Raw genomic sequence first — 24,292 nt, forward strand, 5'->3', positions numbered from 1 at the left:
CCATGAAGTTTAAGATCATCCTAGCCCTACTCTTCATCATTGCCGGAATCCTGACCGCAACGAACCCGGGTAGAGAGCAGTTCCAAGCCTTTGCTGAAGAGCAATTAGCGGAGAGCGTCAGCCGTGAAACCGGCCTTGGTGGTGGGCTGGTTGATCTGGGTATTAAATACCTGGGAGGTAAGGATGGCAAGAACTTCGACCGTTTCTACGAGCGTGATAACTACCTGGTCTGTAGCATTCATCGCCTCGACGCACAGTACATCAACCTGGAACTATTCGGGGCTGAAGACCGGGAGGAAGTCAAGTTTTTGGGGATCGCCGGTCAGATCATTCCCCTCAATCTGCGGGAAAAGTAAGCAGGAGAATTAACCAGTCTGCAAAATCAATAGGGAATTATTTGCGCTCTGCCAATTCCGTAAGCGCCTTCTCCAATTGCCAAATCAGTCGTTCGTAGAAGTGGCCGGACAGTAATTCCACCCGGTACTCATACTTGCCGTAATCTTCTTCACCTTCCACCAATAAACGAGGTTCGTAGAGTAGGTGGAGATCATCCTCCAGGTAGTCCTCTAGCGTCATGGGGTTGATCTGGGTGCCATCGCGCCAGATACCGTAGCGGTCCAGGTCTTCGTAAGCGTAGATCTCTTCAATCTCAAGGGCGGGGCTGGCTTTGAGGTAGGCTAATTGCCCTTGGTACCGTTGCTGGTAGAAGTCCTTCAAACGCATTTCCAGTTCTGCGGGAGTAAGTTCTCGGTCGGCCGCCAGCCGGTCCTGACGAATGTCCACGACCGGGCCGGATTCGAGGTACTTACTCACCTTTACGTTGAGTCGCACGGTTGAGGGGGGAAGCGGCAGTGGGGTTTGCGGCCCCCGCACTTCGTAGAGGCTTTGTAGCTGGGCGAGCTTCTCCGCAGTCTCCGTATCCTCGGATTCGGCTGTCGCACCAGTTGGAGCGCGTTGGGCGACGATCCCAACGGATAGAATCATCGCGAATGCCAATAGGCTGCCACGGAGCAGGGAAGAACCAATAGTGAAGTTTAGCATAAGCAGGGAAGAATTGAAGCGCTAAAGACAAAACGTTTATTTTCGAATTATCGCGTTCAGACTGGTTTTGCCGGAAGCGTAAGTCGTCCGCAACCAGTACTGGCCGCCGGGGAGCTTATTCGCACCGTTCAACTGAAGGGTAGGGCTGGACTGACCGGACACGGCTAACACCTCTCGGCCGGTGGCGTCAAAACAGACGATGCGGGTGATTTGCTCTCCGAATGGTGCCTCCAGAGTGACGGGTTCGTCGCCGTAGGGGTTAGGGTAAACCTTGGCGGGAGCACTTGCCAGGGGGCCGTCGGTGCTGACGAGGCTGAAGGGTAAATTGTACAGTTCGTGGTAACCATCACTGCCCACGGCCATAAAGTAAAGGCGATCACCGTCGGTCGTAAGGTCGAAGGGGAAGCTGCTTGCGGTGCCGGGGGCAAGGTCCAGCAGCAGGCTCGGGGACGATGCCCCTTCCGGCAATTGGTAGAGTTCGTAGCCTGACGGCCCGTTCGCGGCGAAGTAAAGAATACCATTATGGACCAGAAAATCAGCTGGATTCGCTGAAGCAGCACCGGGATTGAGATTCATTACCATCGTGGTGCCGGCGGCCGTCCCGTCGGTGACGTAGAGTTCGTTCCCCTGGGTACCGTCGTTGGCCGCGAAGTAGAGTCGATCGCCCAAGCGGACGATTTCCGTGGTGGCTATTCCCTGACCGGCGCCGGGGCGGATGTCTTTGAACACTTGTACGGCGTCGTTGGCGGCGTCCACTACGAAGAGTTCGCGGCCGTGCTCCGCCGTTAGCCCGACGAAGATCAGGCGGTCTCCCAATACGTAGGTTTCCCGGTACTGCGGGCTCACTTCGGTGCCGGGGAAGGGCATTGTTTTGAGCGCCGCTCCCGTATTCTTGTTGAGCACGATCATTTGCCGGGGGGCGAGTACGTTGGCTGAGGATTCGAGGAAAACGTGGTTGGTGCCGATCCCCCTTACCCGGCATCCTGCGTCAGCGCCGTAATTGCCGAGTACCGTTCCGGCGGCGTCAAATACGCGGTAAATGGCGCTGCCGCCGGTGCGTAGTTCCGTCGCAAAATAGCCCGGGCTGACGTAGGTAGGAACCGGAATATCGTAAGCATCCGCCGCCGAAAAAATGGGATCGATGGGCGAAAGCAAAAGGCCTTCGCTACCGCCTTCCCCGACGAGACCGAACCGGAAACCAGCCTTGGTGGAAGCCTCGTCGTCGAGCGTAACCACCGCGTGGCCGCCCTCCAGACCAAAATTGATGCGCGTGTTGCGACCCTGAATAAGTTTACCATCCGCCAGGCGATAGGTGGGTTCTTTCAGCCCTTTTTTGGTGAGGACGAAGTCAACGTAAGTATTTGGTCCGCGCTGGCCGGAAACGAAGGTGGTGTTTGCGATCGACCGGGCGCTCGTAAGCAAACCGGTCACGCCAGCGGGTAATTGCAGCGCTTCGGTGGAGGCTTCCCGGCCGTAATGGATTAGGTCGTCGCCGCCCTGGCGCAGCAGCAATTCGCCGGTGGCTTGATTGGCGCCGTAGATAAAGGGACGCTCCGGGCCCCGCCCCAAACTGAATTGCCCAACCGGAGTGACGGTCGCTTGCCCCGGCGCCCACCGCTGCAGATCGTAAAGGCCCACCTCCTCCGCCGGGTCGAGGAGGAAAAGTTGTCCACCGGATGCGACGGTGCGCAGTGCAGCGACGTCCATCTCCGGTAAGGAAAAGGTTTCGACGGCACCGGTGCGTACGTTGAGGCAGGCGATCTTGGTGTTGCCGTCCTGCTCCACATTGAAGTAGATGACGCTTCCGGAGACGTGGGCGTTAGGGGCATAATTCCCCAACGGCAGACCCGCAAATGGGCGCAGCCCTTCACCGGTAAATTGTTGCGCCGTTACCTGCCCTCCCTTTCGCAAAAGGAAGAGCGTTTTGCCCGCAGTCGTGAGGGGCGCTTGGAGTAATTGGTGATCAGTTAGCTCAAGCACCGGCAGCGTCTGGCCGGCGGCGGAAACTTGGTGAATAGTGATTCCCGCACGATTTCGCCCAGCTACCGACAGCGTGTGCAGCGTGCCATCGTGGACAAATAGGTGACCGAACTTGCCGTCATTACCGAGGTCCGTAGGTACGGCCTGGGTACCACCCGCAGGGATTTGGAAGAGTGAAACGCTAGCACCATCGGGCAAGAAACCATAAAAGCTTCCCTGCTCCGCCTGAAACACCGGTGCTTGATTGGAGAACTGATGAGCCAGGACGCCACGCAGGCGCAACTCTTCACCGTTCGCCTGAGTAACCGATTTGAGTGCTGAGGTGGCGACATCGTTTAGGTACAGTAAGGTCTCCGTTTCGTTGCCAACCGTGAGGAGTAGACGATCCGCGGAGGCGCTGATTTCCAGCAGGGTGGGGAATTGGTTGGTGGGAATGGATGTTACCACCGCCGTCCCGGCAGCCGTGCCGTCCGTCCGTAACAGCAGCGTCAGAAAGTCATTCGTGCCGGTGGTGAGGTCCAACCCTGAGCCCGTGGAGGTAGCTAAAAAGTAGTGGTTCCCGCCGGCGGCCACCACTTTGCTAAAGCGGGCACCGGGGGCGGCGTAGACCAACTCGGCCCGGTCACCATCGATGCGGTAGAGACCGCCACCGGTCGCAGCGTCGGACAGTGCGGCAAAGATCAGTTCGCCGACGCCGTAAACACCGGGCGCCGTACCGCCGTGGCCAGCGCTGAAAAGGCTGCTTTGCTGAGGATCGAGCAAGGCCCGGACGTTGCCGGTCGTTGGGTCGATCTCCGAAATCAGCCCCGCGCCACCCTGTCCATTTACACTGCGGTAGGTAGCAAACAAGCGATCGCCAACAGCGTATACTTGGTCTACCTGGCTGCGGTGTACGTTACCGTAATTGAAGTTACTCAGTTGTTGGGCATCCTGTGCGCTTAAGGCTGGCCCGAATAATCCACCGAGTAGTGTAGTCAGCAGTAGAAAATGGTGTAGAAAGGGCTTGTTCGTCAAGGTCAGAGTTGTGTTGATAGCGAGGGTGAAGATACGGAACCTCCGCTCCCTCGATGGTTGGATCCAAGGTCTGGACGAATAGGGTCTTGCTACCGTCACATTTGTCTGATGACTTATTCGGTGCCGTATACCGACGAACGATAAAAACGTCCGCTACTACCCATCATTAAATGCGCATATTTGTGCGCTCTTGAATACCACCGCTCACCATACTACCGCAATCCTGCTATTCAGCCGCTCGGCTGAGGCTGAGGTCTGCACCAAAGATTTTGGGGTTGGGGGAATGAGTGCCCAGCGTTTGGCGGCAGCCTTGATTCGCCGTACCGATAAGACCTTGGCTGCCACTAATTATCCCGTTCATCGCTTTGATGAAACCCGGCAACGCGGACATTCCTTCGGAGAGCGGCTGGCCAACGCCATGGCGGATGTATTTGCCCTTGGTTACCAAAATCTGCTCGTAGTCGGTAACGATGCGCCGGACCTGCACGCCGGGTTACTACGCCGGGCCGCCAGTGAATTAGCGCGCGGAAGATCCACGCTGGTTCCCGATCACCGGGGTGGGGTGGCGCTGTTGGGTATCACGGCGCAACAATTTCTTAGTCTAGAACTGGAGCAACTGAGCTGGGAGACGGAATTTATTTTTCAAGAACTGGCCATCGCATTACCCACCGCGTGGATTGGAAGCCGAGTACGTGACATTAATTTCAACCGTGATCTGCGGGCTATTTGGTTCCGGGTGCGCTCAGTGTTTGGTCACTTAGCCGCAGCGATTTTCGGTCTTTCGGCCATCGCCATTTCTCCCGTTTTTGTCTCCGCCACCTCATTCCGAACGGCGACGCTTCGCGGCCCACCGGCACGCTGATCAAGGTTCTCCTTCACTTGCGTTGAAGGAGCCAGTTCACCCGTCCGCACGCTCGCCGCGATGGGTATTTCCTTCTTTCTTACCATACTTTTATGCTACGCATTCGCTTGTGGGCCACCATCTGTGGCTTGCTGTTTACGCTTTGTTTGTCCGCTCAGACCCAGCTTTCCGGAGTTGTTGTGGACGCCATCAGTGGCGATCCTCTAATTGGCGCGACCGTCCAGGGCCCCGATGGTTCAGACAACGGAACCGTTGCTGATTTCGACGGTAGGTTCGTCATTAAACTGCGCCAAGGTGATGATTACCTACGCATCAGTTACATCGGCTACGAAAGCAAGAAGTATAAATTGGGCGCTGACGCAGGTGGAGAGGAAGTTCGCATTGCCCTTCAGCCGGGAGCTACTTACGACGGGGAGGTCGTCGTCACCGCACTAGGATTGAAGCGCGAAAACCGGGAGTTAGGCTACGCCGTCCAGCAGGTAGGTGGGGATAAGTTGACCGACGTGCAAGCCGTCAACTTCCTGGACAACCTTTCCGGCCAGATCGCCGGCCTCCAGGTTACGGCGGGCGCGACGGGCGTAGGATCCTCTAGTCAAGTCGTGATCCGCGGGCAAACCTCCTTCACCAATAACAACCCGCTCTTCATTGTGGACGGGACGCCCATCAACAACAACACCATCATCAACCAGACCAACGAAGCGGCAGCGGGCTTTCAGGAGGTCGACTTTGGTAATGGCGCCATGGAGGTCAATCCCGCTGATATTGAGTCCGTCTCCGTGCTGAAGGGTGCCTCCGCGGCGGCCCTGTACGGGACCCGGGCGGCTAATGGAGTAGTGGTGATCACTACCAAATCCGGCGGTAAGCAGCAAGGGCTGGGGATTACGTTTAACTCCAGTTTTACCGTGGATAATCCATTCCAGCTGCCCCGCTTCCAGGACGAATTCGGCCAGGGGCAGGGCGGCGAGTTCGAGTTCGTCGATGGCCTCGGGGCGGGAATTTCGGATAACATTACTTATAGCTACGGGCCGAGACTTGATCAAGGGCTAAACGTCTCACAGTTCGGTAGTCCCGTGACTTTGCCCGACGGCAGGGTAGTGCGCGGCGGCGACGTCGCCATCCACGGTGGGCAGACCATCCCCGCCTCTCCGTGGGTTAGCCGGCCTGACAACGTCAAGGATTTCTACGAGACCGGAACCACGGCCATCAATAGCCTCGCCATCAGCGGCGGTGGGGAGTTTGGCGATTTCCGCCTCTCCGCTACCGACCTGCGGAGCGACAGCTACATCCCTGGCGTCGACCTTAATCGTAAGAACATCTCCGGCAAATTCGGCTTCCGGCCGACGGAGAAACTGACCGTCAACGCCAATGTCAACTATGTCAACTCTAACTCCAGCAACCGCCCCGGCGCGGGCTACGGCTCGGAGAACATTGGCTACAGCCTCGTCGCCTGGTACCCCCGCCAAGCGGACACCGAGGCCCTGCGCGAATACTGGCAGCCCGGTCTCGAAGGAACCCAGCAGTACAGCTTCAACTACACTTTTTTCGATAACCCATTTTTCACACTCTTCGAGAACCGCAACAGCTTCAACCGCGACCGCGTCTTCGGCAACCTCTCCGCCAGCTACGAACTCGCGCCGACGCTGACGGCGACTGTCCGCACGGGCATGGACTACAGCAACGAGCTGCGGCAGTTCCGTCGGGCGTTTAGCACCAACCGGTTCGCGCAGGGCGGGTATGCGGAGAACGATGTTTCCTACCGGGAGGTGAATACCGATGTTCTGCTCGACTACAAACCGAACTTGGCCGGTGATTTCTCCATCAACCTTCTCGGCGGTGCCAACCGGCTAGACCAGACGGCCAGCAATAAACAGTCCCAAGCCCTCACCCTCGCCCAACCCGGTATCTACCGCCTCAGCAACGCCGCCAGCCCGGTCGAGATCTTCGACCAGACGGCCGATAAGCGGATTAACTCCGTCTACGGCCTCGCCAAGTTCGGCTACCGGAACTACCTGTTCCTGGACGTGACGGCCCGCAACGACTGGTCCTCCGCCCTCGCCACGTCGGACAACGCGGATAACACCAGCTTTTTCTACCCGTCCGCGAGCCTGAGTTTCCTCGCCGACCGGGCGCTGACCCTGCCTTCCGCCGTGAGCTTCCTCCAGCTCCGCGCCGGCTGGGCCCAGGTAGGCAACGATACCGACCCTTACCGGACCTCGTCCATCTTCGTCGCCCAGACGCCCTTCAATGGCCAGCCGACCTTTAGCGAGCAGGCCGTCCTCGCCGCCCCCGACCTCGTCCCCGAGCGGACGACGAGCGCCGAAGTAGGCTTCGATCTCCGGCTGTGGGACGACCGCGTCGGCATCGACGTGACCTATTATAACCAGACAACGCAAGACCAGATCCTGAGCCTGCCCGTGCCGCAATCCTCCGGTTACCGGCAGCAGATCGTGAACGGCGGGCGGGTGAGCGCGGCCGGATTGGAGGCGGTGCTGTCCCTCAGCCCAGTGTGGAGCAACAACGTCAAGTGGTCCAGCCAGCTAAACTTCAGCACCAACCGGGCGACGGTGGACGAGCTGCCGGACGGAACGGAACGGTTTACCCTAGCCTACAGTCGGGTGTACAACTCGGTGAACCAGACGGTGTTTTTCATCGTCGAGGAAGGCGGCGAGATCGGTGATATCTGGGGCACGGGTTACCTCCGCAACGCAGACGGTGATCTCGTCCTTAACGACGCCGGCGGCTTCATCGCGGATAACAACCTTAAGAAACTCGGTAACGCCAACCCGGACTTCATCCTCGGCTGGCAGAACAACGTCCGCTTGGGCAACTTCGACTTCGGTTTGCTGATGGACTGGCGGCAGGGCGGCGACATCGTTTCCCGGACGCTGGCGCTGGCGGGCGTGGCCGGCCAGCTGGAGGAGACGGCTAACCGGCCGGCGGAGGGCTTCGTCATCGAAGGCGTCCAGAACACCGGCACGGCCGAGGCACCGGTCTACACGCCCAACACAACCCCCATCTCCGCCGAGAGCTTCTACCGTAGCTTCTACAACCGTAATCATGAGGAGAACAACGTCTACGACGCCAGCTTCCTGAAGATCCGCGAAGCCTCGCTGACCTACCGCTTCGGCGACGCGCAGTTGGAAAACAGCTTCTTGAGGGGGCTGGAGAGCCTGAGCATTAGCCTGGTGGGCCGGAATCTATATGCCTTCACGGCCATTCCGCACTTCGACCCGGAGCAATTCGCCATTCAGGGGCAGAACCTTATCGGTGGGGTAGAGGATATTTCTTACCCGACGGCGCGGTCGTTCGGGGTGAAATTAAACGTGGGGTTCTAAGCCTGCTGCGGGTGAGGGGTTGTACCCCGACTACCTGAGTGTCGGGGTGCAACCCCTCACCCGCGTCCCTGCTCCTCCAACTTCCCCCCGCACCCGCGTTCGCGCAAAAAAGAAAACCATGATACGCACCATAGGATTACTATTCATTCTCTTCCTCCCTTTTAGCTGTACCAGCGATTTTGAGGACATCAACACCAACCAAAACGCCCCCGCCGAGGTCCAGCCCGAGCTCCTCTTCCGCCAGGTCATCTACGGCTACGGCGACGCCATGGCTTACGAAGGCTTCGTCGCCGGCAACCTGCTCAGCCAGCACTTCGCGATGATCGATTTTAACCTCTTCGACCGCCACGCGCTGGCCTCGCCGCAGGAAGGCGGTAATCCCTGGCCGATCCTGTATACCGCGCTACGGGACAACGAAACCATCCTGGAAATCGCCCGCGAAAACCCGGCGCAATCCGTCTACGAAGGCCCCGCGCTGGTGATGAAGGCCTACTTGTCGATGACGCTGACGGATATGTTTGGGGACGTGCCTTATTTCGAGGCGTTTCAGGGGCGCTCCGCGGGCGTAACCACCCCAAGCTACGACCGCCAAGAGGACATTTACCTCGCCGACGGCGGCATCCTAGACAACTTGCTCACCGCCTTTGATCTTCTGGATAACTACCCCGGCACCCAACCCTTGCGCGGCGATATTCTCTACGACGGCGACCTCTCCGGCTGGGTCCAGTTCGCCCGTCTGCTCTACCTCAAAGCCCTGGTTCGGATCGGGGACCGCGAACCCATCGCCGCCCGGGTTTCGGCTAACCTTACCAGCGTTCCCATCCTCTCCAACAACGGCGAAAACGCCACCTTCCGCTTCACCGCCGGCCCGCCTAACAACTACCCGCTGACGACGGCTCGCGTCGGCATCTTCAACGTCTTCCTGATGTCCCAAACCGCCGCCAGCATCTTCGCGGAACTCAATGACCCCCGCGTGGAACGGCTCTACCGTCCCGCGGCTAATTCCGGCACTTTCACCGGGATTGCCAACGGTATTGACGCCGCCAGCGCAATCGTTCCCGATGACTTCGCCCGTCCCGGCACCATATTTCGGGAAGACGGGGCACAGTTCCAGTTTCACTACGCTACGTCCTGGGAACGATTCTTCCTCATGGCGGAAGCCGCACAGCGCGGATGGATCAATATGGACCCACAGGGTCAGTACGAAATCGGCGTAAAGCAAGCCTTCGAATATTGGGGCGTAGCCATGCCCGCCGACTACCTGACCACCGGCCCCGCCGCCTGGGACCCCGCGCGTGGCCTGGAACAAATCATGACCCAGAAATGGATCGCCAACGCCGGCAACGCCTACGAAGCCTGGACGGACTGGCGGCGCACGGGCTTCCCCCGTCTAGCGCCCGTCGAAGCCAGCCTGAACGACAATCTCATCCCCATCCGGATGCCCTATCCGAGTGAGGAGCAGGCGCTAAACTTCGAGAACTACTCGACCGCGGCCGCCGCGACGGATGGTAACTCCATCAACGTCCCCGTTTGGTGGGACCGATAATGCAGCCCTCCCCTAAATATTAACTTTCCTCACCCGCCTAAAGGCAATATGCAAACCGATCACATCACTATTCTGCAGTGGGTCTTGGTCATTGGCAGTAGCCTGGCCCTGTTCGGTGTGGCTCCCTTAGCCCGGACGGCGGCGGAGTTCTTCGGTGGGCGCACGAAGGATCGGGCTCCGACGGTGGTGGCGTTGACGAGCAGCCTCGTTATCAGTTGGTTGTTTGCCAAATCCATCACCAACGCGGCGAATCTCGGCTTGGCCTTTGGCTTGATCGGCGGGGTAGCCTACGCGGCCTACTACCTCAGCTTCGCCGTGGCTGGCTGGGTCATCTACCGGATGCGGACGGTGGGGGGGTACACCTCCATCCACCATTTTCTGCGGAGCAACTTTGGCCGGGGGGCAGTGCTGGTTTTTTCGTTGCTCATTTGCTTTCGCTTGTTCAATGAGGTGTGGTCCAACACCATGGTCATCGGCAGTTACTTTGGCGGGGTGGGGGATACGGCTTACTACCTGGCCATCCTGGTCTTTACGGCGCTGACGCTGGCCTACAGCCTGAAGGGCGGAATGTCCTCCAGCATCCTCACGGACGTGATCCAGATGGCACTATTCGGGGTGTTACTGGTGGTCATTCTCGGAGCGATCATTCCCCGAATCAATTACTCCGCCGCGCCCTTACTGAGTAGTGGGGAGTGGACGATGGCGGCCGGTGGGAATCTGCTCCTTGTCGCCATTCTGCAGAGCTTCAGTTACCCCTTTCACGATCCGGTTCTGACGGATCGGGCTTTTTTGAGTAGTCCGCAAGCTACCCTCAAAGCCTTCCTGTACGCCACACCAATTGGTTTTGGGTGCATTCTATTGTTCAGTTTCGTGGGCATTTACGGTCAGGTTGCCGGCGTGGAAGGGCAGGCTCCGGTGGAGGTCGCCAAGCTGCTCGGTGGCCCGATTTTGCTGGTTATGAATTTCATTATGATCACCTCCGCGGCGAGTACGCTGGATTCCACTTTCACCAGTTTTTCCAAGTTAGCCGTAGTGGATATTGCGGGCGCTGCCGCAGGTGCCAAGCAAAGGGGAGGTGGGACCAGTCTCGATGCGGAGTACCTTACTCCAACACAACCCACCCCAAGCGTGAAGCGCGGTCGGATAGCCATGGTCGCCATCGTAGTGCTGGGGACGATCCCCGTCTTCCTGAACCCAACCATTCTTTCGGCGACGACCGTATCCGGAGCAATGGTATTCGGCCTGGCGCCGGTTTTTTGCCTGTGGAATACGCAGGCGGGCCCCCTCAGCTTTCACCTTTCCGTCGGGTTCGGTTTGCTATGCGGTCTGGCTTACGCTCTGGGTGTCTGGCCGGATAGTTGGATATTAACCTCCGGCAAGTACAATGGTCTGCTGAGCGTCAGCCTGGTAGAAACCATTGGGTGTACGCTGTTGTACCTCTTGCCGATCCCCTTCACCAAAAACGCAAGCAGATGAATGGCCAACCCCTAAGCTGGGCCGAGTTCGAACGGGTAGAGATGCGGGTAGGGACCGTCCTCTCCGCCAAGCCCTTCCCCGAAGCGCGCAACCCCAGCTACCAGCTCCGGATCGACTTCGGTTCAGAGATCGGTGAACGAAAAACCTCCGCCCAGATCACGGACCGTTACCTTCCCGAAGACCTGGTGGGGCGGCAGGTAGTGGCAGTCGTCAACTTCCCCCCGAAGCAGATCGCCAATATGATGAGCGAGTGCCTCGTCCTGGGTGGGATGGAAGGAAAGGTGGTCACGTTACTGAAGCCGGATTTCCCGGTGGTGAATGGAACTCGGATTGGGTGATGGGAGGAATTAAATATCATAAAGGAACGGGCGCTTGGAGAACCCCAGCAAGCCCGCTTCGCTCGGCTTCCTGGGGCCGCTCCAAGACCCTGAAGCCTACCTTTAGTAGGGTCTCGGAGCGGCCTGGGCATTCGCCGCGAAGCAAGCGAATGCTCAGGTTCTCCGAGCGCCCGGGCATAAGAGCTATGAGGACATTCTATAATGACCATTCTTCCACTCTTGCACCTTCTCTTCACCCCAATCATTGCGCTCAAAGAGTTCATCCATTTGCGCATCTACTTCTTCTGAAAGGTGGCGAATCAGGACTCTCCGCATTTCGAGAATCACGCTTTCCGGTACTTCATGCTGGAACATTTTCAGTAGTTCTAGCTGAGCGTTGGTTAAGGGAGGCGATTGCGTTGACATGGGCTACTTCTTTTACGAATAACGAGAAGCAACATGTTTCCGTTGCGCTACTTCTTCCAATAAATATACAGGTAGCATGACCAAACCCACAACGGAAAAGCAACTCGGCACCCTCACCGGCCCCGTCCTCCTTTTTGGAGGTGCCTACTCCAACTTCCACGCCCTGGAAGCACTGAAGGCGGAGGCGGATCGGCTGGGAATACCACCTTGCAATATCATCTGTACCGGTGATACGCCGGGCTATTGCGCGGACCCGGAAGCGTGCCTCGACCTCATCGAGAAGTGGGGCATCCACAGCATCGCTGGCAACGTCGAGACCAATCTCGTTAACGGTACCGACGATTGCGGCTGCGGCTTCGGGGATGGCTCCCGCTGCGACATGTTCGCCAAGCTGTGGTACACCTACGCCGCCAAAAACGTATCCCCCAAAAACCTGGCCTTCATGGCGGGCCTACCGGACTTCCTTCGATTCCAGTACGCCGGAAAAGAAGTCGTTGTTCTCCACGGCTCCCCCCGCCACCAATCCGAATTCGTGTGGGCAAGTACGGAGGCAGCCTTGAAAGCTCAATTTTGTAAGGACGTCCACGCGGACGTAGTCGTTGCTGGGCATTGTGGACTTCCGTTCCTTGATGAGTTGCAAGTATCGAGTGGCGAGGGTCGAGTTGCAAGTGGCGAGTTGCGAGTAGCGAGCGAAGCGAGAGTAGCAGCGGAGCAAATCGAGAATCGAGAATCGCTTATCGAGAATCGAGAATCACGCAGTGCCGCGAGAGTAGCAGCGGAGCAAATCGAAAATCAAATATCACATATCGCATATCGCATATCCCATTGGGTCAACCCCGGAGTAATCGGCATGCCCGCCAACGACGGCACCCCCCGCACCTGGTACGCCATCCTCAACGATACGGACGGTCTTGAAGTCACCTTCCACGCCCTCAACTACGACCACGAAGCCGCCAAATCCAGCATGCTGGACGACCGCCGTCTCCCCGTTTCCTACGCGGCTACCCTCACCACGGGGATTTGGGACAATACGGAGATCATGCCCCCCACCGAAGAGGCGCTGGAAGGCATTCCGCTCAACGCCACCTTACTTGCCACTCAACTGCGCACCCGCGGCAGCGCCCAAAAAACGAACGTGAAAACGGACCGGACCAACCGGAATAAACCTCAAGAAATGAATACGTACTCCAACCCCAAAGACCTCCGCACCTTCGGTAAGATCGCCGAATGGCAGGAAGAAATGGGCAATAAATTTTTCGACTGGTACGCTGGCGTGACGGAAGGCGATACGGCCCTCACCGAACGGGAGAAAGCCCTGATTGCCCTGGCCGTTAGCCATGCCATCCAGTGTAGCTACTGTATCGATGCTTACACCACTAACTCCCTCCAGGCCGGTGCCGACGAGGAACAGATGATGGAAGCCGTCCACGTCGCCGCCGCGGTAAAGGCCGGCACCACCCTCATTTACGCCCGGCAGATGCAGCGCCAGGTAGAAAAAATCACGATGTAGTAACGTAGTACGGTAGTCGGGTAGTAGCGTAGTACGCCGCCCGACTACAGACTAAAGACTAAAAATGGCTATCAAGCAAAAAACCAAATCCCTAAGCGCCACCGGCAACGCGCTGAGTTCCTCCTTCGTGCAACTGAACGTGCTGAACGGGAAGGACATCTCCGACGCAAAATTCCCCGTCTTCGCTAGCAAGCTGGCCGAGCAGGGGCACGCGCCCTTCAAGCCAACCCAGATTGAGATCTTTCAGCTGAATATCGGGAAGCTCTGTAACCAAACCTGTGCCCACTGCCACGTCGACGCCGGGCCGGACAAACGGGTGGAGAACATGAGCCGAGAAACGCTGCAGCAGTGCCTCGACATGATCGCCGCCATCCCGACGGTCACGACCGTGGACATCACCGGCGGGGCGCCCGAGATGAACCCTCACTTCCGCTGGTTCGTCGAGGAATGCACGAAGATGGGCAAGGAGGTGATCGACCGGTGCAACCTCACCATTATCATGGCCAACCCGAAGTACCGGGATTTGCCCGAGTTTCTGGCCAAGCATAAGGTTCACGTTGTCAGCAGTTTGCCCTATTTCTCCAAGGCACGCACGGACGGGCAGCGGGGCGACGGTGTCTTCGAAGACTCCATCAAAGCCCTCCAACACCTTAACGAAGTCGGCTACGGCAAAGAAGGAACGGACCTGAAACTCGACCTCGTCTTCAACCCCTCGGGCGCTTATCTGCCAGGAAAACAGGAGACTTTGCAAGCGGAATTCAAGCGCCAATTGGATCGGAAGTTCGGCATCGTCTTCAACGAACTTTTCGCCATCACCAACCTACCGGTGAGTCGTTTCCTGGACTACCTCCTTGAAACGGGCAACTACGAAGAGTACATGGAAAAGCTTGTGGAAGCCTACAACCCCATGACCGTCGATAGCCTGATGTGCCGCAACACCATCTCCGTCAGTTGGCAAGGCTATCTCTACGACTGTGATTTCAACCAGATGCTCGAACTCAAAGTCGCCGCCAAAGGCCAGCACATTACTGATTTCGATGTCGCCGAACTCACGAACCGGAACATCGTCCTGAACCAGCACTGCTACGGGTGCACGGCGGGGGCGGGGAGTTCGTGTTCGGGAGTGATTAATTAGTCTGTAGTCTGTAGTCTACAGTCTGTAGTCGAGCCACTACAGACTACAGACTACAGACTATAGACTATAAACTTTCACCCCTCTTAGCCTTATAGGCCACCGCCCCCCGATACACCAGACCACAAAAGATCGCCACCCCAATACCGAGGTAGACGTAATTCAACTCCCCCACCTTGCCGAATACCGCGATGAAGGGAATGGCCACGAGGAAGAGGGTAGGGAACTCGTTCCACAAACGCAGTTGCCAGGGGCTGAAGGGGAGCTCGCCATTTTGCATGGGGAACATGAGTTTGGCCTTGGTGTAGACCTGGTAAACGACGAGGCCGAGCACGAGTGCAATTTTGACGATCAACCAGCCCGGCGTTCCGCTCTGGAGATAACCGGGGTTGAGGGCCACCATCGTCAGGCCGGCCGTCCAGGTGATCATCATGGCGGGGTTGACGATGATGCGGTAGACGCGGTCTTCCGTCCCGGAATATTCTTCGTGGAGAACTTCTTTGCGGATACGGCTGCGCGTGGCGGCTTCACTATCGCCAATTTCCGGAGCTATAATCTGGGATTCGGCGTGGTTCACCAGCACCCGGCCGAGGTAAAGCAGGCCGGCGAACCAGCTGGCGAATCCAATGACGTGCAGGGCTTTAGCGATGAGAATGATGGTAGCGCTCATGGCCCAAAGGTAGCCCGGTAATCAACCATGGCATTGCTGCGTGACTAATCTTGACAGAACAAATACGGAGGCTTGATCAACTCCCTTTTCATAAGGAATTTGTTAAAGGTAGTAAGGGCCAAACATCACCTGATTAACTGGGTTATAGCTGCAATTCCCAGCTACGTTGACCACCCTCCGGGGAAAGGCTGGATCACGTTTTTTGTAGTCTTTGTGTAGTGAGTAAAAACCAACCAGCAACTAATTCGGAGCCCAAAGCAAAATCCAGTATCGGGTGGCGCATTCTTAAAGTATTCCTGTGGATATTTGGCGTCCTTTTCGGGTTGCTAATCCTCGTGTTCCTGCTGCTGCAAGTGCCCGCAGTCCAGAATCGAGTCGCGGGAATCGTGGAAAGCATTGCAGAAAAGAGCCTCGGCACTGACGTCGGCATCGGCGGTTTGGATATCGATTTTCCTAGCCGAATTGAGATCGACGACGTCTTCATTAACAACCCCGCCGGCGATTCAATCGCGCGCCTCGGCCACGTCGGCGTCGGCATCAACATGATGGCGCTCTTCAAGAAGCGCATCCAAATTACCGACGTGGTGCTGCGCGACGTGTACGCCAACGTCATCACAACGGACTCGTCCAGCAACATCCAATTTCTCCTTGACCTCGGTGCCGTTGATAGTACGGCGACCGCCATGTCCGTAGATACCGCGCTCACCGAAGACACATCTGGCGCGGGGTTTGAGGTCGCTGCCGCAGGTGCCAAAGTTTTGTTGGAACGGGCCGATATCTATTACCAGGACGACCCCACCGGCATTTTAGCTGATCTGGAAGCCAAAAGGCTAGCCGTAGAGATGGAAGATGTGGATCTGGAAAACCAGACCTACACCATCAACTACCTGGAACTGGACAATACCAACGCTTTGATTGGTCTGGGCGAATCCTCTACGCCAGCGGATACAACCACCACCGAGGCTGCCGCTATGGCACTGGGGGCGGGGCGCGTCACCATTAAGGAATCCAACCTCCAGCTCGAAATGCCCGGGCAGATAATAACGACGGCCCTTCCCTATGTGAACCTGGAGGGCGCCGACCTCAACCTCGGTGAAGCCATCGCTTTCCGCGGGGAAACCTTTCAGGTAAGGGATCTCGGCTTTACGCTGGACGCCGAAGGCACTCCCGCACTGGAAGGACCGGGAATCGACTACAACCACCTCGCATTGACGGACGTCCAGGCCGAAGCGACGGACATCGCCTACGTAGTTGATTCGCTCCACCTCAGCCTCCGGCAACTGAGTGGTAAAGAAAAGAGTGGCCTCCACCTCACCCGCACCGAGGGTACGGTAATCTATGATCCAGACTACCTGAGCCTCCAAAACTTTACGCTCCGGACGGCGAATACGGAGATCAACAGTGATAATACCGAGATCAATTACAATTTCGCCGGGGGAGATTTGGAAGACCTTATCGCGCGTCTTCAGCTGAATGGCCACATCGGCTTACGTGATGTAGCCTATCTCGCCCCCGATCTACTTTCGGAACCCATCATTGGTAATAACCTAGGCCAGCGGGTAACCTTCTCGGCCCGGGCCAACGGGACGATGGCGAACCTGGACCTCAACCGCATTCGGTTAGATGGACCAGGCATCAAAATCCGGGCAACCGGAAAGGTGAAGAATGCACTTGATGCTACCAACATCGGTGGTACACTCAATCTGCTGGAGTTCAGCGTAGTCCCCGGCCCATTGCTGCCCCTCGTGCCGGAAGGTATGCTGCCGCCGGACATCAGTTGGCCCGAAAGAGTCGTAGCTGAAGGTAGAGCCACTTACCAAAACGACCGCTTACAACTCAACCTCTACGCCGTCGAAGAGCGCAGGGCCGGCAACGGACTGCTGAGCCGGGTGAAAACGAATGGCGTCATCGATGGCGTGCAGTCCTTTCCCAGCACTCGCCTCAACGTTTCGTTGGATACGCTGCTGGCGACGAAGGCTACCATTTTGGCTTACGTACCGCCGGGGACAATTCCGGAAGATTACACACTTCCCAACTTCGTCCGTAGCAGCGGTACGGTATCCGGGCCGATGGATGATTTAAACGTCAACTTGCGACTCTCCCTACCCAGTGACAGTATTTACGCCAGCATCAGTGGCCGCATCGAAAACGCGCTCGACCCCGACAACTTGAACCTGGATCTAGAGGTCGAAGACCTGGGAATCAGTATTGCTGAGGTAGAACGCATCTTGCCTGATTCCACGCTGCCGGCCAATATTAATATTCCCGACCTCCGCATTCAAAGCGCAAAAATATCGGGTAGCCCGACTAACCTCACCTTTGACGTCCCAATGGAGACCGACAATGGGACGTGGAAGATTAAGGGGAAGTACAATCCACAGGACCTTAACATCGACGTTAACGTAAGCGGTGTTCGGGTAGCCGAACTCTTCAACGGGCCGCTCGGCGATACCCTGGCTACCTTGGAACTCGGTCCGCTGGACATCAAAGCAACTGCCACAGGCGCCCTGGAGCCCGCTATGGATCTGGACGTCACTGCCGTAATCGGCGAAACGGATGGCCGCCAATTCCTCGATTTCGTTGCGGACGTGCAGCAGGACCGCTACGCCGCCAAGTTCAACATCACCCACCCCGAACTGCAAATGACGGGTGATGGCCTGTACGCTATCGGAGCCGACAGCGTAGCCTCCGTTGAGGCCGTGGTGGACATCAACAAGGCCGACCTTATGTACTGGGAAATCACCCAGGTCCCGATGGACGTGACCGGCCACATCGTCGCACGCTCCGAAGGGTTGGACCCCTATAACATGGACGCGTACTTACGGCTGGATACCATTCAACTCCGGGGAGCGGAAGGAAGCAGCTACGTAGATAGCCTGGTGGTGGATGCCAGCCTGCAGAATTTGAACAATGAGATTTACGTCCGCTCCGACGTGTTGACGGCAGAACTGCTAGGCAAATTCGACCCACTTAAGACACCGGAGAAGATGATCAATTTCATCATGGCTTACTGGGATGAAGACCTGCGCCAGCCCAACCCGGTGGAAAACGGTGAGGAGCTTGATTTCGCCATGAAACTTATCCGTCCCCAACCATTAACGGGAGGACTGATCACCGGGCTCACTAAACTATCCCCTTTCAACGCCTCCCTGTTGTACCGCGATGGTTCCCCCGAACTACTCATCAACCTTGATCTTCCGGAGATCGAATACGCCGGGCTGTCCGCCCACGATTTGGAGTTCCGCGCCATTGGTGACCAGGAAAGTATCGGCTTCGAGAGCAATTGGTCGGACATCGAGCTAAATGACCAGTTTGCACTGGGTCGCACGGTCCTCAGTGGCGAGTCCGTTGACGACGAACTACTCGTAGAACTGAAGTTGTATTCTGAAGACGATAGCCTGCGCCATTACCTTGGTCTAGTCACCGATCCTGAGTCCGAAGTACTCACCGTCCAGCTTGAACCCGAGCAGATCCTCAACTTTGAGACCTGGACGGTACCGGTAGATAACCTGATCACCCTGGAGGGTAGTGACCTGACGATCGAGAACCTGGTACTGCAAAATGGCCGGCAACTTCTGGCGGCTGAAACCACCGAGCCGAATGATGTCATCGTCCGACTGGAAAACTTCGATCTCCGAACCGCTAGCCGCCTGATTCAGTCCGAAAGCGAATTCGTGGGCGGTATCGTTAATGGAGAAGCGCAGTTGGACAACGTCATGACCAATCTCGGTATCCAGTCCGATCTTAAAGTTGACAACTTTGCGTTCGAAGGCACTAAGGTGGGGGACATTGCTGCCAACGTCACCAGCTCCGACGAGCAGACCTACAACGTGGACGTCAAGATTACGGATGAGGGCAACGATGCTACGGTGAAGGGCACAGTCGAGCTCAACGGCCCGCTCAATTTAACGGCCAACTTGAATAAGTTCATGCTTTCTTCCGTAGAACCCTTCAGCTTAGGCTATCTGGAAAATACGGAGGGTTACCTGGCGGGGCAATTCGCAATCGGTGGCACCCTGGATGCGCCAACTCTTGACGGGCAACTGGCTTTTCAGGACGCTTCCATTGTCATCAGTTTGCTGGGGAGCCGCTTCAAACTTTCGGACCAACCCGTTCGCCTATCGGGTGAAAACATCACCTTTGGTAGCGATTGGCGCATCTACGACAGCAACGGAGGCTACGCCAGCGTCCGGGGCGGGGTAGAGCTCAATACCTTGACTGACATTGAACTCGACATGAACATTGTCGCCAATGATTTTATGGCGATTAATTCGACACGGAAGCAGAACCCTGACTGGTTCGGCCAAATGTTCGTTGACGCTGAAGTGGCCATTTCTGGAACGGCAATCCGACCGGTCGTAGACGTGGAGGCAACGACGTCCAAAGAAAGTGAGGTCACTTACATTTACCGACTTGCCCAGCAGGGGCTCGTGGAAAGCGAAGGGGTGGTCATTTTTGAAGAGCAGTACCGGTGGCGCGATATTATACGCCGCGATACGACCGGTAAGGATACCATGGGTACGCAAACTGCCGGCCTCGACCTAACCCTGGCATTAGAGGTGCAGCCAAATCTCGAGGTAACCGTAGTGGTAGACCCCGTAACCGGGCAAACCTTTGTCGGGAAAGCTGAGGGTGACCTGGTACTTCAAATCTTTCCCGACGGCCGCATGGAAGCCAACGGGCGGGTGGAATTAACGGAAGGCAAATACGATTTTGTTTACCAGAATATCATCAATAAGGAGTTCATCGCAATCCCTGGAAGTAGTGTTTCCTTTCAGGGGGACCTGGAAAACCCAACCCTCGATCTACAGATCAGGCACGTGGTGAAGGCTACTCCACTACCACTGGTACAAGGCGTGGAAGGGAGTAGCGCGGACCTCGCCGGGTTACGCCGCGAACAGACCTTTTACGTAGAAATTGGGTTGGAAGGCGATTTACTACTCAGTAACATCACCACCAACGTGGTTTACCCGGAAGATGCCTACGGAAACCTTGGGCTGGGGCCGGTTGAAAACTCCTTAGCCACCCTCCGTCAGGACCAAAGTAGAATGACTACCACGGCCTTTCAATTGCTAGCCTTCGGGGCCTTTAGCGTGCCCTTGGTCGATAACGGTACCGGCGGCGGGCCGGGTCTGGCGGCCAATACCCTAACGGGTTTGATGGATAATTACCTCAACAGCTTTGCGGATAATCTCGTCGGCTTTGTCGATCTCGATCTTGGCTTAAATAATTATACGGATGAGGGGGGGAACACCCAGACCAACCTCCGTGTAAGCGTCCGTAAAACCTTGTTTGATAATCGGGTTATCGTTAGTGTGGACGGCGTTGCGGGCACTTCCGATGATGAACTGGCAGGTACGCAATCTACCTATCTGGACAACATCACCGCAGAGTACCTGATCAATGAAGATGGGACTTTCCGCTTAAAGTTCTTCCAGGACCGGGACCGTACCAGTTTGATTGGTGGTAATGGTAACGTCATTCGCTTTGGCGGGCGCTTAACGTTCGGTAAGGATTTTGAGAATTTGGGCTGGTCCAAAAAATAATTGTTCTCGCAGCAGCTACCCGTATGAAGATAAAATATAGTATGCTCGATTCGTTGGAGATGAGGCTTCCCTACCTATTGCTTTGCACCTGCGGCAGCGCCCTCCTGTTCATGTTTAGTTCGTGCAGCGTGACTAAATACCTCCCGGAAGGTGAGTACCTCTACGATGGGGCGGAGGTCAAGGTAGTAACTGCTGATACCGTAGCAAATGCGGAATTAATCGCCGAGGTAAATGCGGTGACGAATAAAAATACCAATAGTAAAACGCCGATCCTGGGTTACTACGGGATTTACCGCTGGTATAAATTTGAAGAGAAGCTAAAAGAAAAGCCAGAAAAATTTGCGGATAAAGACCACTGGGGGGAGCAACCTATTTTTTACGATGAGAGTATTGTAGAAACGGTAAACACTCTAATTGAGAACCGCTGCAGCAATGAAGGCTATTTTGTCAACGAAAGTACGTGGCACCTGGATACCAACCAGTCCAGTAGGACGGTTACCGTCGATTACGAATTAACTGCGGGTTACCCGTACCGAATTGATTCCATTGGGCAGTTTTGGAAGGACGCTTCAATTGGTAGGGAAATCGATAAACTGAGCCCGGAAACTCGACTCAATAAGGGTGAGCGCTATCAATTGGATAACGTCAAAGCAGAGCGCGACCGCTGGCAAAATAAATTACGAGAAGAAGGCTATTACTTTTTACGTGCTTCTGATTTTGTGTTTTTAGCGGATACCGTTGCCGGCACCCACGAGGTCGATATGTTGGTAAAATTGAAGGACGACGTGCCGCCAGAACACTTGGTTCGCCAAAGGATAAGCCAAATAAATGTATTTCCAAACGCAGAAAGCCAGGATAGTGCCTCGGTGTATGGGCCCGGTGATACTACGCGCACCGGAGGTTTACACATCATCTGCGAAAAGTGCCCGCTCCGACCGGAAATTATGGACGAAGCCTTCCAGCAAAAGGAAGGCGATTATTACAGCCCCATTGCGCATTCAGTAACGTTACAAAGGCTCGCTGCCTATAAGACGTTTCGGTACATTGCCATGGAATATAATAAAGTGCCCGGCTCGGATAGTTTGCTCGTGCTGAATGCCTACATGGAACCTCGTCTACGGCGGAGATTTGAAGGTGAAGTTGGCTTAAGCTATAACAGCGCCGATTATTTCGGGCCTAGTCTGAAAGCAGCCTACGTAAATCGGAATCTACTTCGGGGGGCGGAGTTATTTAGGTTGGAAGGCGACTATACCCTGGCGCAATTCCTCGGCAATGCCACGGAAACGAGAGTCCCGCGATCGAGCATATTCGGTCTCTCGGCGAGCTTAAACGTACCCCGACTATGGCTTCCCAAACGGCGAAAATTAATTCCGCGCGTCACTACGAGTAGCTCAGTGATTGAAATTGGTGGTAAAGTAGAAAGTCTCAATATGACGCTGGCTCGCTTCAGCGATGAAATTATAGCGAACGACCTCAGCGAACTTTCCGAAATTCTTGAGGATGATGAGGACGCCACCGAACGGCTATCTCTGGCTCAAATCCGTCTACAGTTCGGTTATACGTGGAGTCGGCGGACGAATAAAAGCCACGCATTAAATCCTTTGAGTGTCCGCTTCCAAAATCCAGTGGTAAGTACTGAGCAAGTGCTGGACCTCGCTCGCCTAAGTAACCTTTCCCCGGATTTATCCGGAACAAATGGTAACAGCCGCTTTGACCGGATGCTGGTATATTCACCGAATTATACGTTGACGCTAGATACCCGCAAGGATGGGAGCGGTATGCACGAAATATATCTGAATCAATTCGTGTCTATGAACGTGAATAATGTCTTCCCCGTCGGGGCGGGAGCGAATTTGCGCGAGCGGGAAACGAGTTATTATCCGCTTTTACAGAGCGACTTCAGGTATTACTTGACCTTAACCGAGCAATTACAAATAGCCACGCGGCTCCATGGCGGTATTGCTTTTCCTTTATTTAGCGAACGGGTAATTGTGCCTTATTTCGATTTATTCAGCATCGGTGGGCCCAATAGTCTGCGGGGCTTTGCGCCGCGGCAAATAGGGCCTGGAAATACAATTCCACAGCGAAATAATTTACTCACATTTGGTGGCTTCGGTAATCTCTTAGCGGAGGCTAGCCTTGAATTTCGTTATAAAGTCAATAATGTCGTAGAACTCGCATTATTCACCGACGTCGGTAATGTTTGGACCTACAAGTCAGAATTAGAACCACTACCTACTGACTTCGATCCTCGCGCATTTTCTGGCCAATTGGCGGCGGATGCAGGAATCGGTTTTCGATTTGACCTTCAGTTCCTGATCATGCGGATCGATCTCGCTCAGCCCTTCCAGACACCTTACGGTGAGGAAGAATTGAAATTACTGGATATTCCAAACGAGACGGCGCGGCCCGCGCCCGAAAACAATCTGCGGTTGGTAATTGCCTTTGGCTACCCTTTTTAGCCTACCCCAACAGCCGTTCCTTCTGCAACTGATACTCTCTCGGCGTCAGAATCCCCGCATCGTGCAATTCGCGCAACCGGCTGATCTGATCCAGTAGGTCGCCATTTACGTCAATCCCATTCCTATCCTTTTTCGGCGCTGCCGCAGGTGCCGGGGGGATGGGATTTGAATTAGCCTCATGGGGTGGGGGAGGCGTCGGCGCCGTAGTGCTACTTTGTACGGAAGGGCCAGTCGCAGAGGATGCGGATGGGTTTGCGCTCACGCCACGCGCAGCAGTACTGGTGGTGTTCCCGGTGACGAGCCGTTGCTGCCGGTAGTTGTTCTGCCGGAATTCCTGGAATGCCGGTAAGCGCCGCATCGCACCTAGTGCAGGGTGTTTCTCGATTCGTTCCGGTTTGGGCAACCCAAGCGTCACGCTGATCTCCAGGTGGCGCATCGCATCCGGGTAGCGACCAAGCTGAGCGTAGGAACAAGCCAGGTTGAAGTGACTGCCCGGATCAGCGTAGTCGGCACCAATGGCTTCCGCAAATGCTTCTAGCGCCAGATCGTAATCCGCGCTCTTGTAGTAGCGGATCCCTTCTGCTTTGAGTTCCGTTCCGCTGGCTCGGCCGGTATAACCGCCACCGGATTTCGAAGAATAGTCGTCACCGACGTATTCCTTGTTGAATTTAGCGTCCCACTTAGCCTGGGGCATGGCCATCCAGACTACGCCCGTGATTACGGGAATGATGGCTGCGACTGGCCATACGAAACCTAGCAACTCTTCAGGGGCGCCACTGACAGAAGCGAACAGGGCAAAGAAGAATAAGGCACACTGCAACACCCCTAGCTTTTTGTTACCCACGTAGAAGTGGTGGGTCCCAAAAATGCCTAGTAAAATGGCTAGAATGCCCGCAACGTGTTTTTTAAGCATGGAAGAACGTGTGGAAGGGTAACGGATGAAGCACCTAAAGTAATGCTAACGCGCCACGAAAA

Annotated in this window: 15 protein-coding genes; 10 read left to right on the forward strand and 5 right to left on the reverse strand. The window is 55.9% G+C overall.

What is annotated here, in order from left to right; all coding sequences use genetic code 11:
• The first annotated feature begins 2 nt into the window (after positions 1 to 2).
• Positions 3 to 356: a hypothetical protein gene (locus tag A3850_RS11055; protein ID WP_068216490.1), complete on the forward strand. Its 354-nt coding sequence runs from the start codon at positions 3 to 5 to the stop codon at positions 354 to 356.
• A gap of 37 nt (positions 357 to 393) precedes the next feature.
• Here the strand turns inward: A3850_RS11055 and A3850_RS11060 are convergent, their stop codons facing one another.
• Positions 394 to 1,041 (reverse strand): hypothetical protein, encoded by a 648-nt coding sequence (locus tag A3850_RS11060; RefSeq protein WP_068216492.1) that lies wholly within the window; start codon positions 1,039 to 1,041, stop codon positions 394 to 396.
• A gap of 36 nt (positions 1,042 to 1,077) precedes the next feature.
• Positions 1,078 to 4,035, reverse strand: coding sequence for an ELWxxDGT repeat protein (locus A3850_RS11065; protein ID WP_068216494.1), 2,958 nt, complete (start codon positions 4,033 to 4,035; stop codon positions 1,078 to 1,080).
• A 190-nt stretch (positions 4,036 to 4,225) separates the two neighbouring features.
• Between A3850_RS11065 and A3850_RS11070 the strand changes: the two genes are divergently transcribed.
• The 5 genes from A3850_RS11070 to A3850_RS11090 all read left to right on the forward strand — a co-directional run bounded on the left by A3850_RS11070 (position 4,226) and on the right by A3850_RS11090 (position 11,592).
• Entirely contained in the window at positions 4,226 to 4,897 is a 672-nt protein-coding gene (locus A3850_RS11070) for a DUF2064 domain-containing protein (RefSeq protein WP_068216496.1), read from the forward strand.
• A 92-nt stretch (positions 4,898 to 4,989) separates the two neighbouring features.
• A complete protein-coding gene (locus A3850_RS11075; RefSeq protein ID WP_068216498.1) occupies positions 4,990 to 8,232 on the forward strand; it encodes a SusC/RagA family TonB-linked outer membrane protein in 3,243 nt (1,080 codons plus the stop codon).
• A gap of 118 nt (positions 8,233 to 8,350) precedes the next feature.
• Entirely contained in the window at positions 8,351 to 9,778 is a 1,428-nt protein-coding gene (locus tag A3850_RS11080; protein WP_068219695.1) for a SusD/RagB family nutrient-binding outer membrane lipoprotein, read from the forward strand.
• Between the two features lie 48 nt (positions 9,779 to 9,826).
• Positions 9,827 to 11,254 carry a sodium:solute symporter gene (locus A3850_RS11085; RefSeq protein ID WP_068216499.1) on the forward strand — a complete coding sequence of 476 codons (1,428 nt, stop codon included), beginning with the start codon at positions 9,827 to 9,829 and terminating at the stop codon, positions 11,252 to 11,254.
• Positions 11,251 to 11,592, forward strand: a complete 342-nt coding sequence (locus A3850_RS11090) for a tRNA-binding protein (RefSeq protein ID WP_068216501.1) — start codon at positions 11,251 to 11,253, stop codon at positions 11,590 to 11,592. The genes A3850_RS11085 and A3850_RS11090 overlap by 4 nt, the downstream gene beginning before the upstream one ends.
• A gap of 183 nt (positions 11,593 to 11,775) precedes the next feature.
• Here the strand turns inward: A3850_RS11090 and A3850_RS11095 are convergent, their stop codons facing one another.
• A complete protein-coding gene (locus A3850_RS11095; protein ID WP_068216503.1) occupies positions 11,776 to 11,997 on the reverse strand; it encodes a hypothetical protein in 222 nt (73 codons plus the stop codon).
• A 1,174-nt stretch (positions 11,998 to 13,171) separates the two neighbouring features.
• Here A3850_RS11095 and A3850_RS20595 point away from each other — a divergent pair.
• Both A3850_RS20595 and arsS read left to right on the forward strand, forming a co-directional pair.
• Positions 13,172 to 13,507: an arsenosugar biosynthesis-associated peroxidase-like protein gene (locus tag A3850_RS20595; protein ID WP_369916979.1), complete on the forward strand. Its 336-nt coding sequence runs from the start codon at positions 13,172 to 13,174 to the stop codon at positions 13,505 to 13,507.
• A 64-nt stretch (positions 13,508 to 13,571) separates the two neighbouring features.
• On the forward strand, positions 13,572 to 14,642 hold the full coding sequence (arsS, locus tag A3850_RS11105; RefSeq protein ID WP_068216507.1) for an arsenosugar biosynthesis radical SAM (seleno)protein ArsS: 1,071 nt from the start codon (positions 13,572 to 13,574) through the stop codon (positions 14,640 to 14,642).
• 64 nt (positions 14,643 to 14,706) lie between these two features.
• Here the strand turns inward: arsS and A3850_RS11110 are convergent, their stop codons facing one another.
• On the reverse strand, positions 14,707 to 15,309 hold the full coding sequence (locus A3850_RS11110) for a CopD family protein (RefSeq protein WP_068216509.1): 603 nt from the start codon (positions 15,307 to 15,309) through the stop codon (positions 14,707 to 14,709).
• A 218-nt stretch (positions 15,310 to 15,527) separates the two neighbouring features.
• Here A3850_RS11110 and A3850_RS11115 point away from each other — a divergent pair, with 218 nt between their 5' ends.
• Together A3850_RS11115 and A3850_RS11120 are read left to right on the forward strand one after the other, a co-directional pair.
• Positions 15,528 to 20,855, forward strand: coding sequence for a translocation/assembly module TamB domain-containing protein (locus A3850_RS11115; protein WP_068216511.1), 5,328 nt, complete (start codon positions 15,528 to 15,530; stop codon positions 20,853 to 20,855).
• A gap of 236 nt (positions 20,856 to 21,091) precedes the next feature.
• The gene (locus A3850_RS11120; protein WP_197494038.1) at positions 21,092 to 23,317 is read left to right on the forward strand and encodes a BamA/TamA family outer membrane protein; all 2,226 of its coding nucleotides are present in this window, start codon (positions 21,092 to 21,094) and stop codon (positions 23,315 to 23,317) included.
• 1 nt (position 23,318) lies between these two features.
• Here A3850_RS11120 and A3850_RS11125 read toward each other — a convergent pair whose 3' ends face one another.
• Positions 23,319 to 24,230: an NINE protein gene (locus A3850_RS11125; RefSeq protein ID WP_068216516.1), complete on the reverse strand. Its 912-nt coding sequence runs from the start codon at positions 24,228 to 24,230 to the stop codon at positions 23,319 to 23,321.
• Positions 24,231 to 24,292 lie beyond the last annotated feature (62 nt).

Source organism: Lewinella sp. 4G2 (assembly GCF_001625015.1).
Classification (GTDB): Bacteria; Bacteroidota; Bacteroidia; order Chitinophagales; family Saprospiraceae; genus Neolewinella.

What these genes read in the sequence shown, in the direction of transcription:
- A3850_RS11095 (WP_068216503.1), bottom strand. Translation starts at nt 11,997, where the DNA reads ATGTCAACGCAATCGCCTCCCTTAACCAACGCTCAGCTAGAACTACTG.
- A3850_RS11055 (WP_068216490.1), top strand. Translation starts at nt 3, where the DNA reads ATGAAGTTTAAGATCATCCTAGCCCTACTCTTCATCATTGCCGGAATC.
- A3850_RS11125 (WP_068216516.1), bottom strand. Translation starts at nt 24,230, where the DNA reads ATGCTTAAAAAACACGTTGCGGGCATTCTAGCCATTTTACTAGGCATT.
- A3850_RS11060 (WP_068216492.1), bottom strand. Translation starts at nt 1,041, where the DNA reads ATGCTAAACTTCACTATTGGTTCTTCCCTGCTCCGTGGCAGCCTATTG.
- A3850_RS11090 (WP_068216501.1), top strand. Translation starts at nt 11,251, where the DNA reads ATGAATGGCCAACCCCTAAGCTGGGCCGAGTTCGAACGGGTAGAGATG.
- A3850_RS11075 (WP_068216498.1), top strand. Translation starts at nt 4,990, where the DNA reads ATGCTACGCATTCGCTTGTGGGCCACCATCTGTGGCTTGCTGTTTACG.
- A3850_RS11110 (WP_068216509.1), bottom strand. Translation starts at nt 15,309, where the DNA reads ATGAGCGCTACCATCATTCTCATCGCTAAAGCCCTGCACGTCATTGGA.
- A3850_RS20595 (WP_369916979.1), top strand. Translation starts at nt 13,172, where the DNA reads ATGAATACGTACTCCAACCCCAAAGACCTCCGCACCTTCGGTAAGATC.
- A3850_RS11080 (WP_068219695.1), top strand. Translation starts at nt 8,351, where the DNA reads ATGATACGCACCATAGGATTACTATTCATTCTCTTCCTCCCTTTTAGC.
- arsS (WP_068216507.1), top strand. Translation starts at nt 13,572, where the DNA reads ATGGCTATCAAGCAAAAAACCAAATCCCTAAGCGCCACCGGCAACGCG.
- A3850_RS11085 (WP_068216499.1), top strand. Translation starts at nt 9,827, where the DNA reads ATGCAAACCGATCACATCACTATTCTGCAGTGGGTCTTGGTCATTGGC.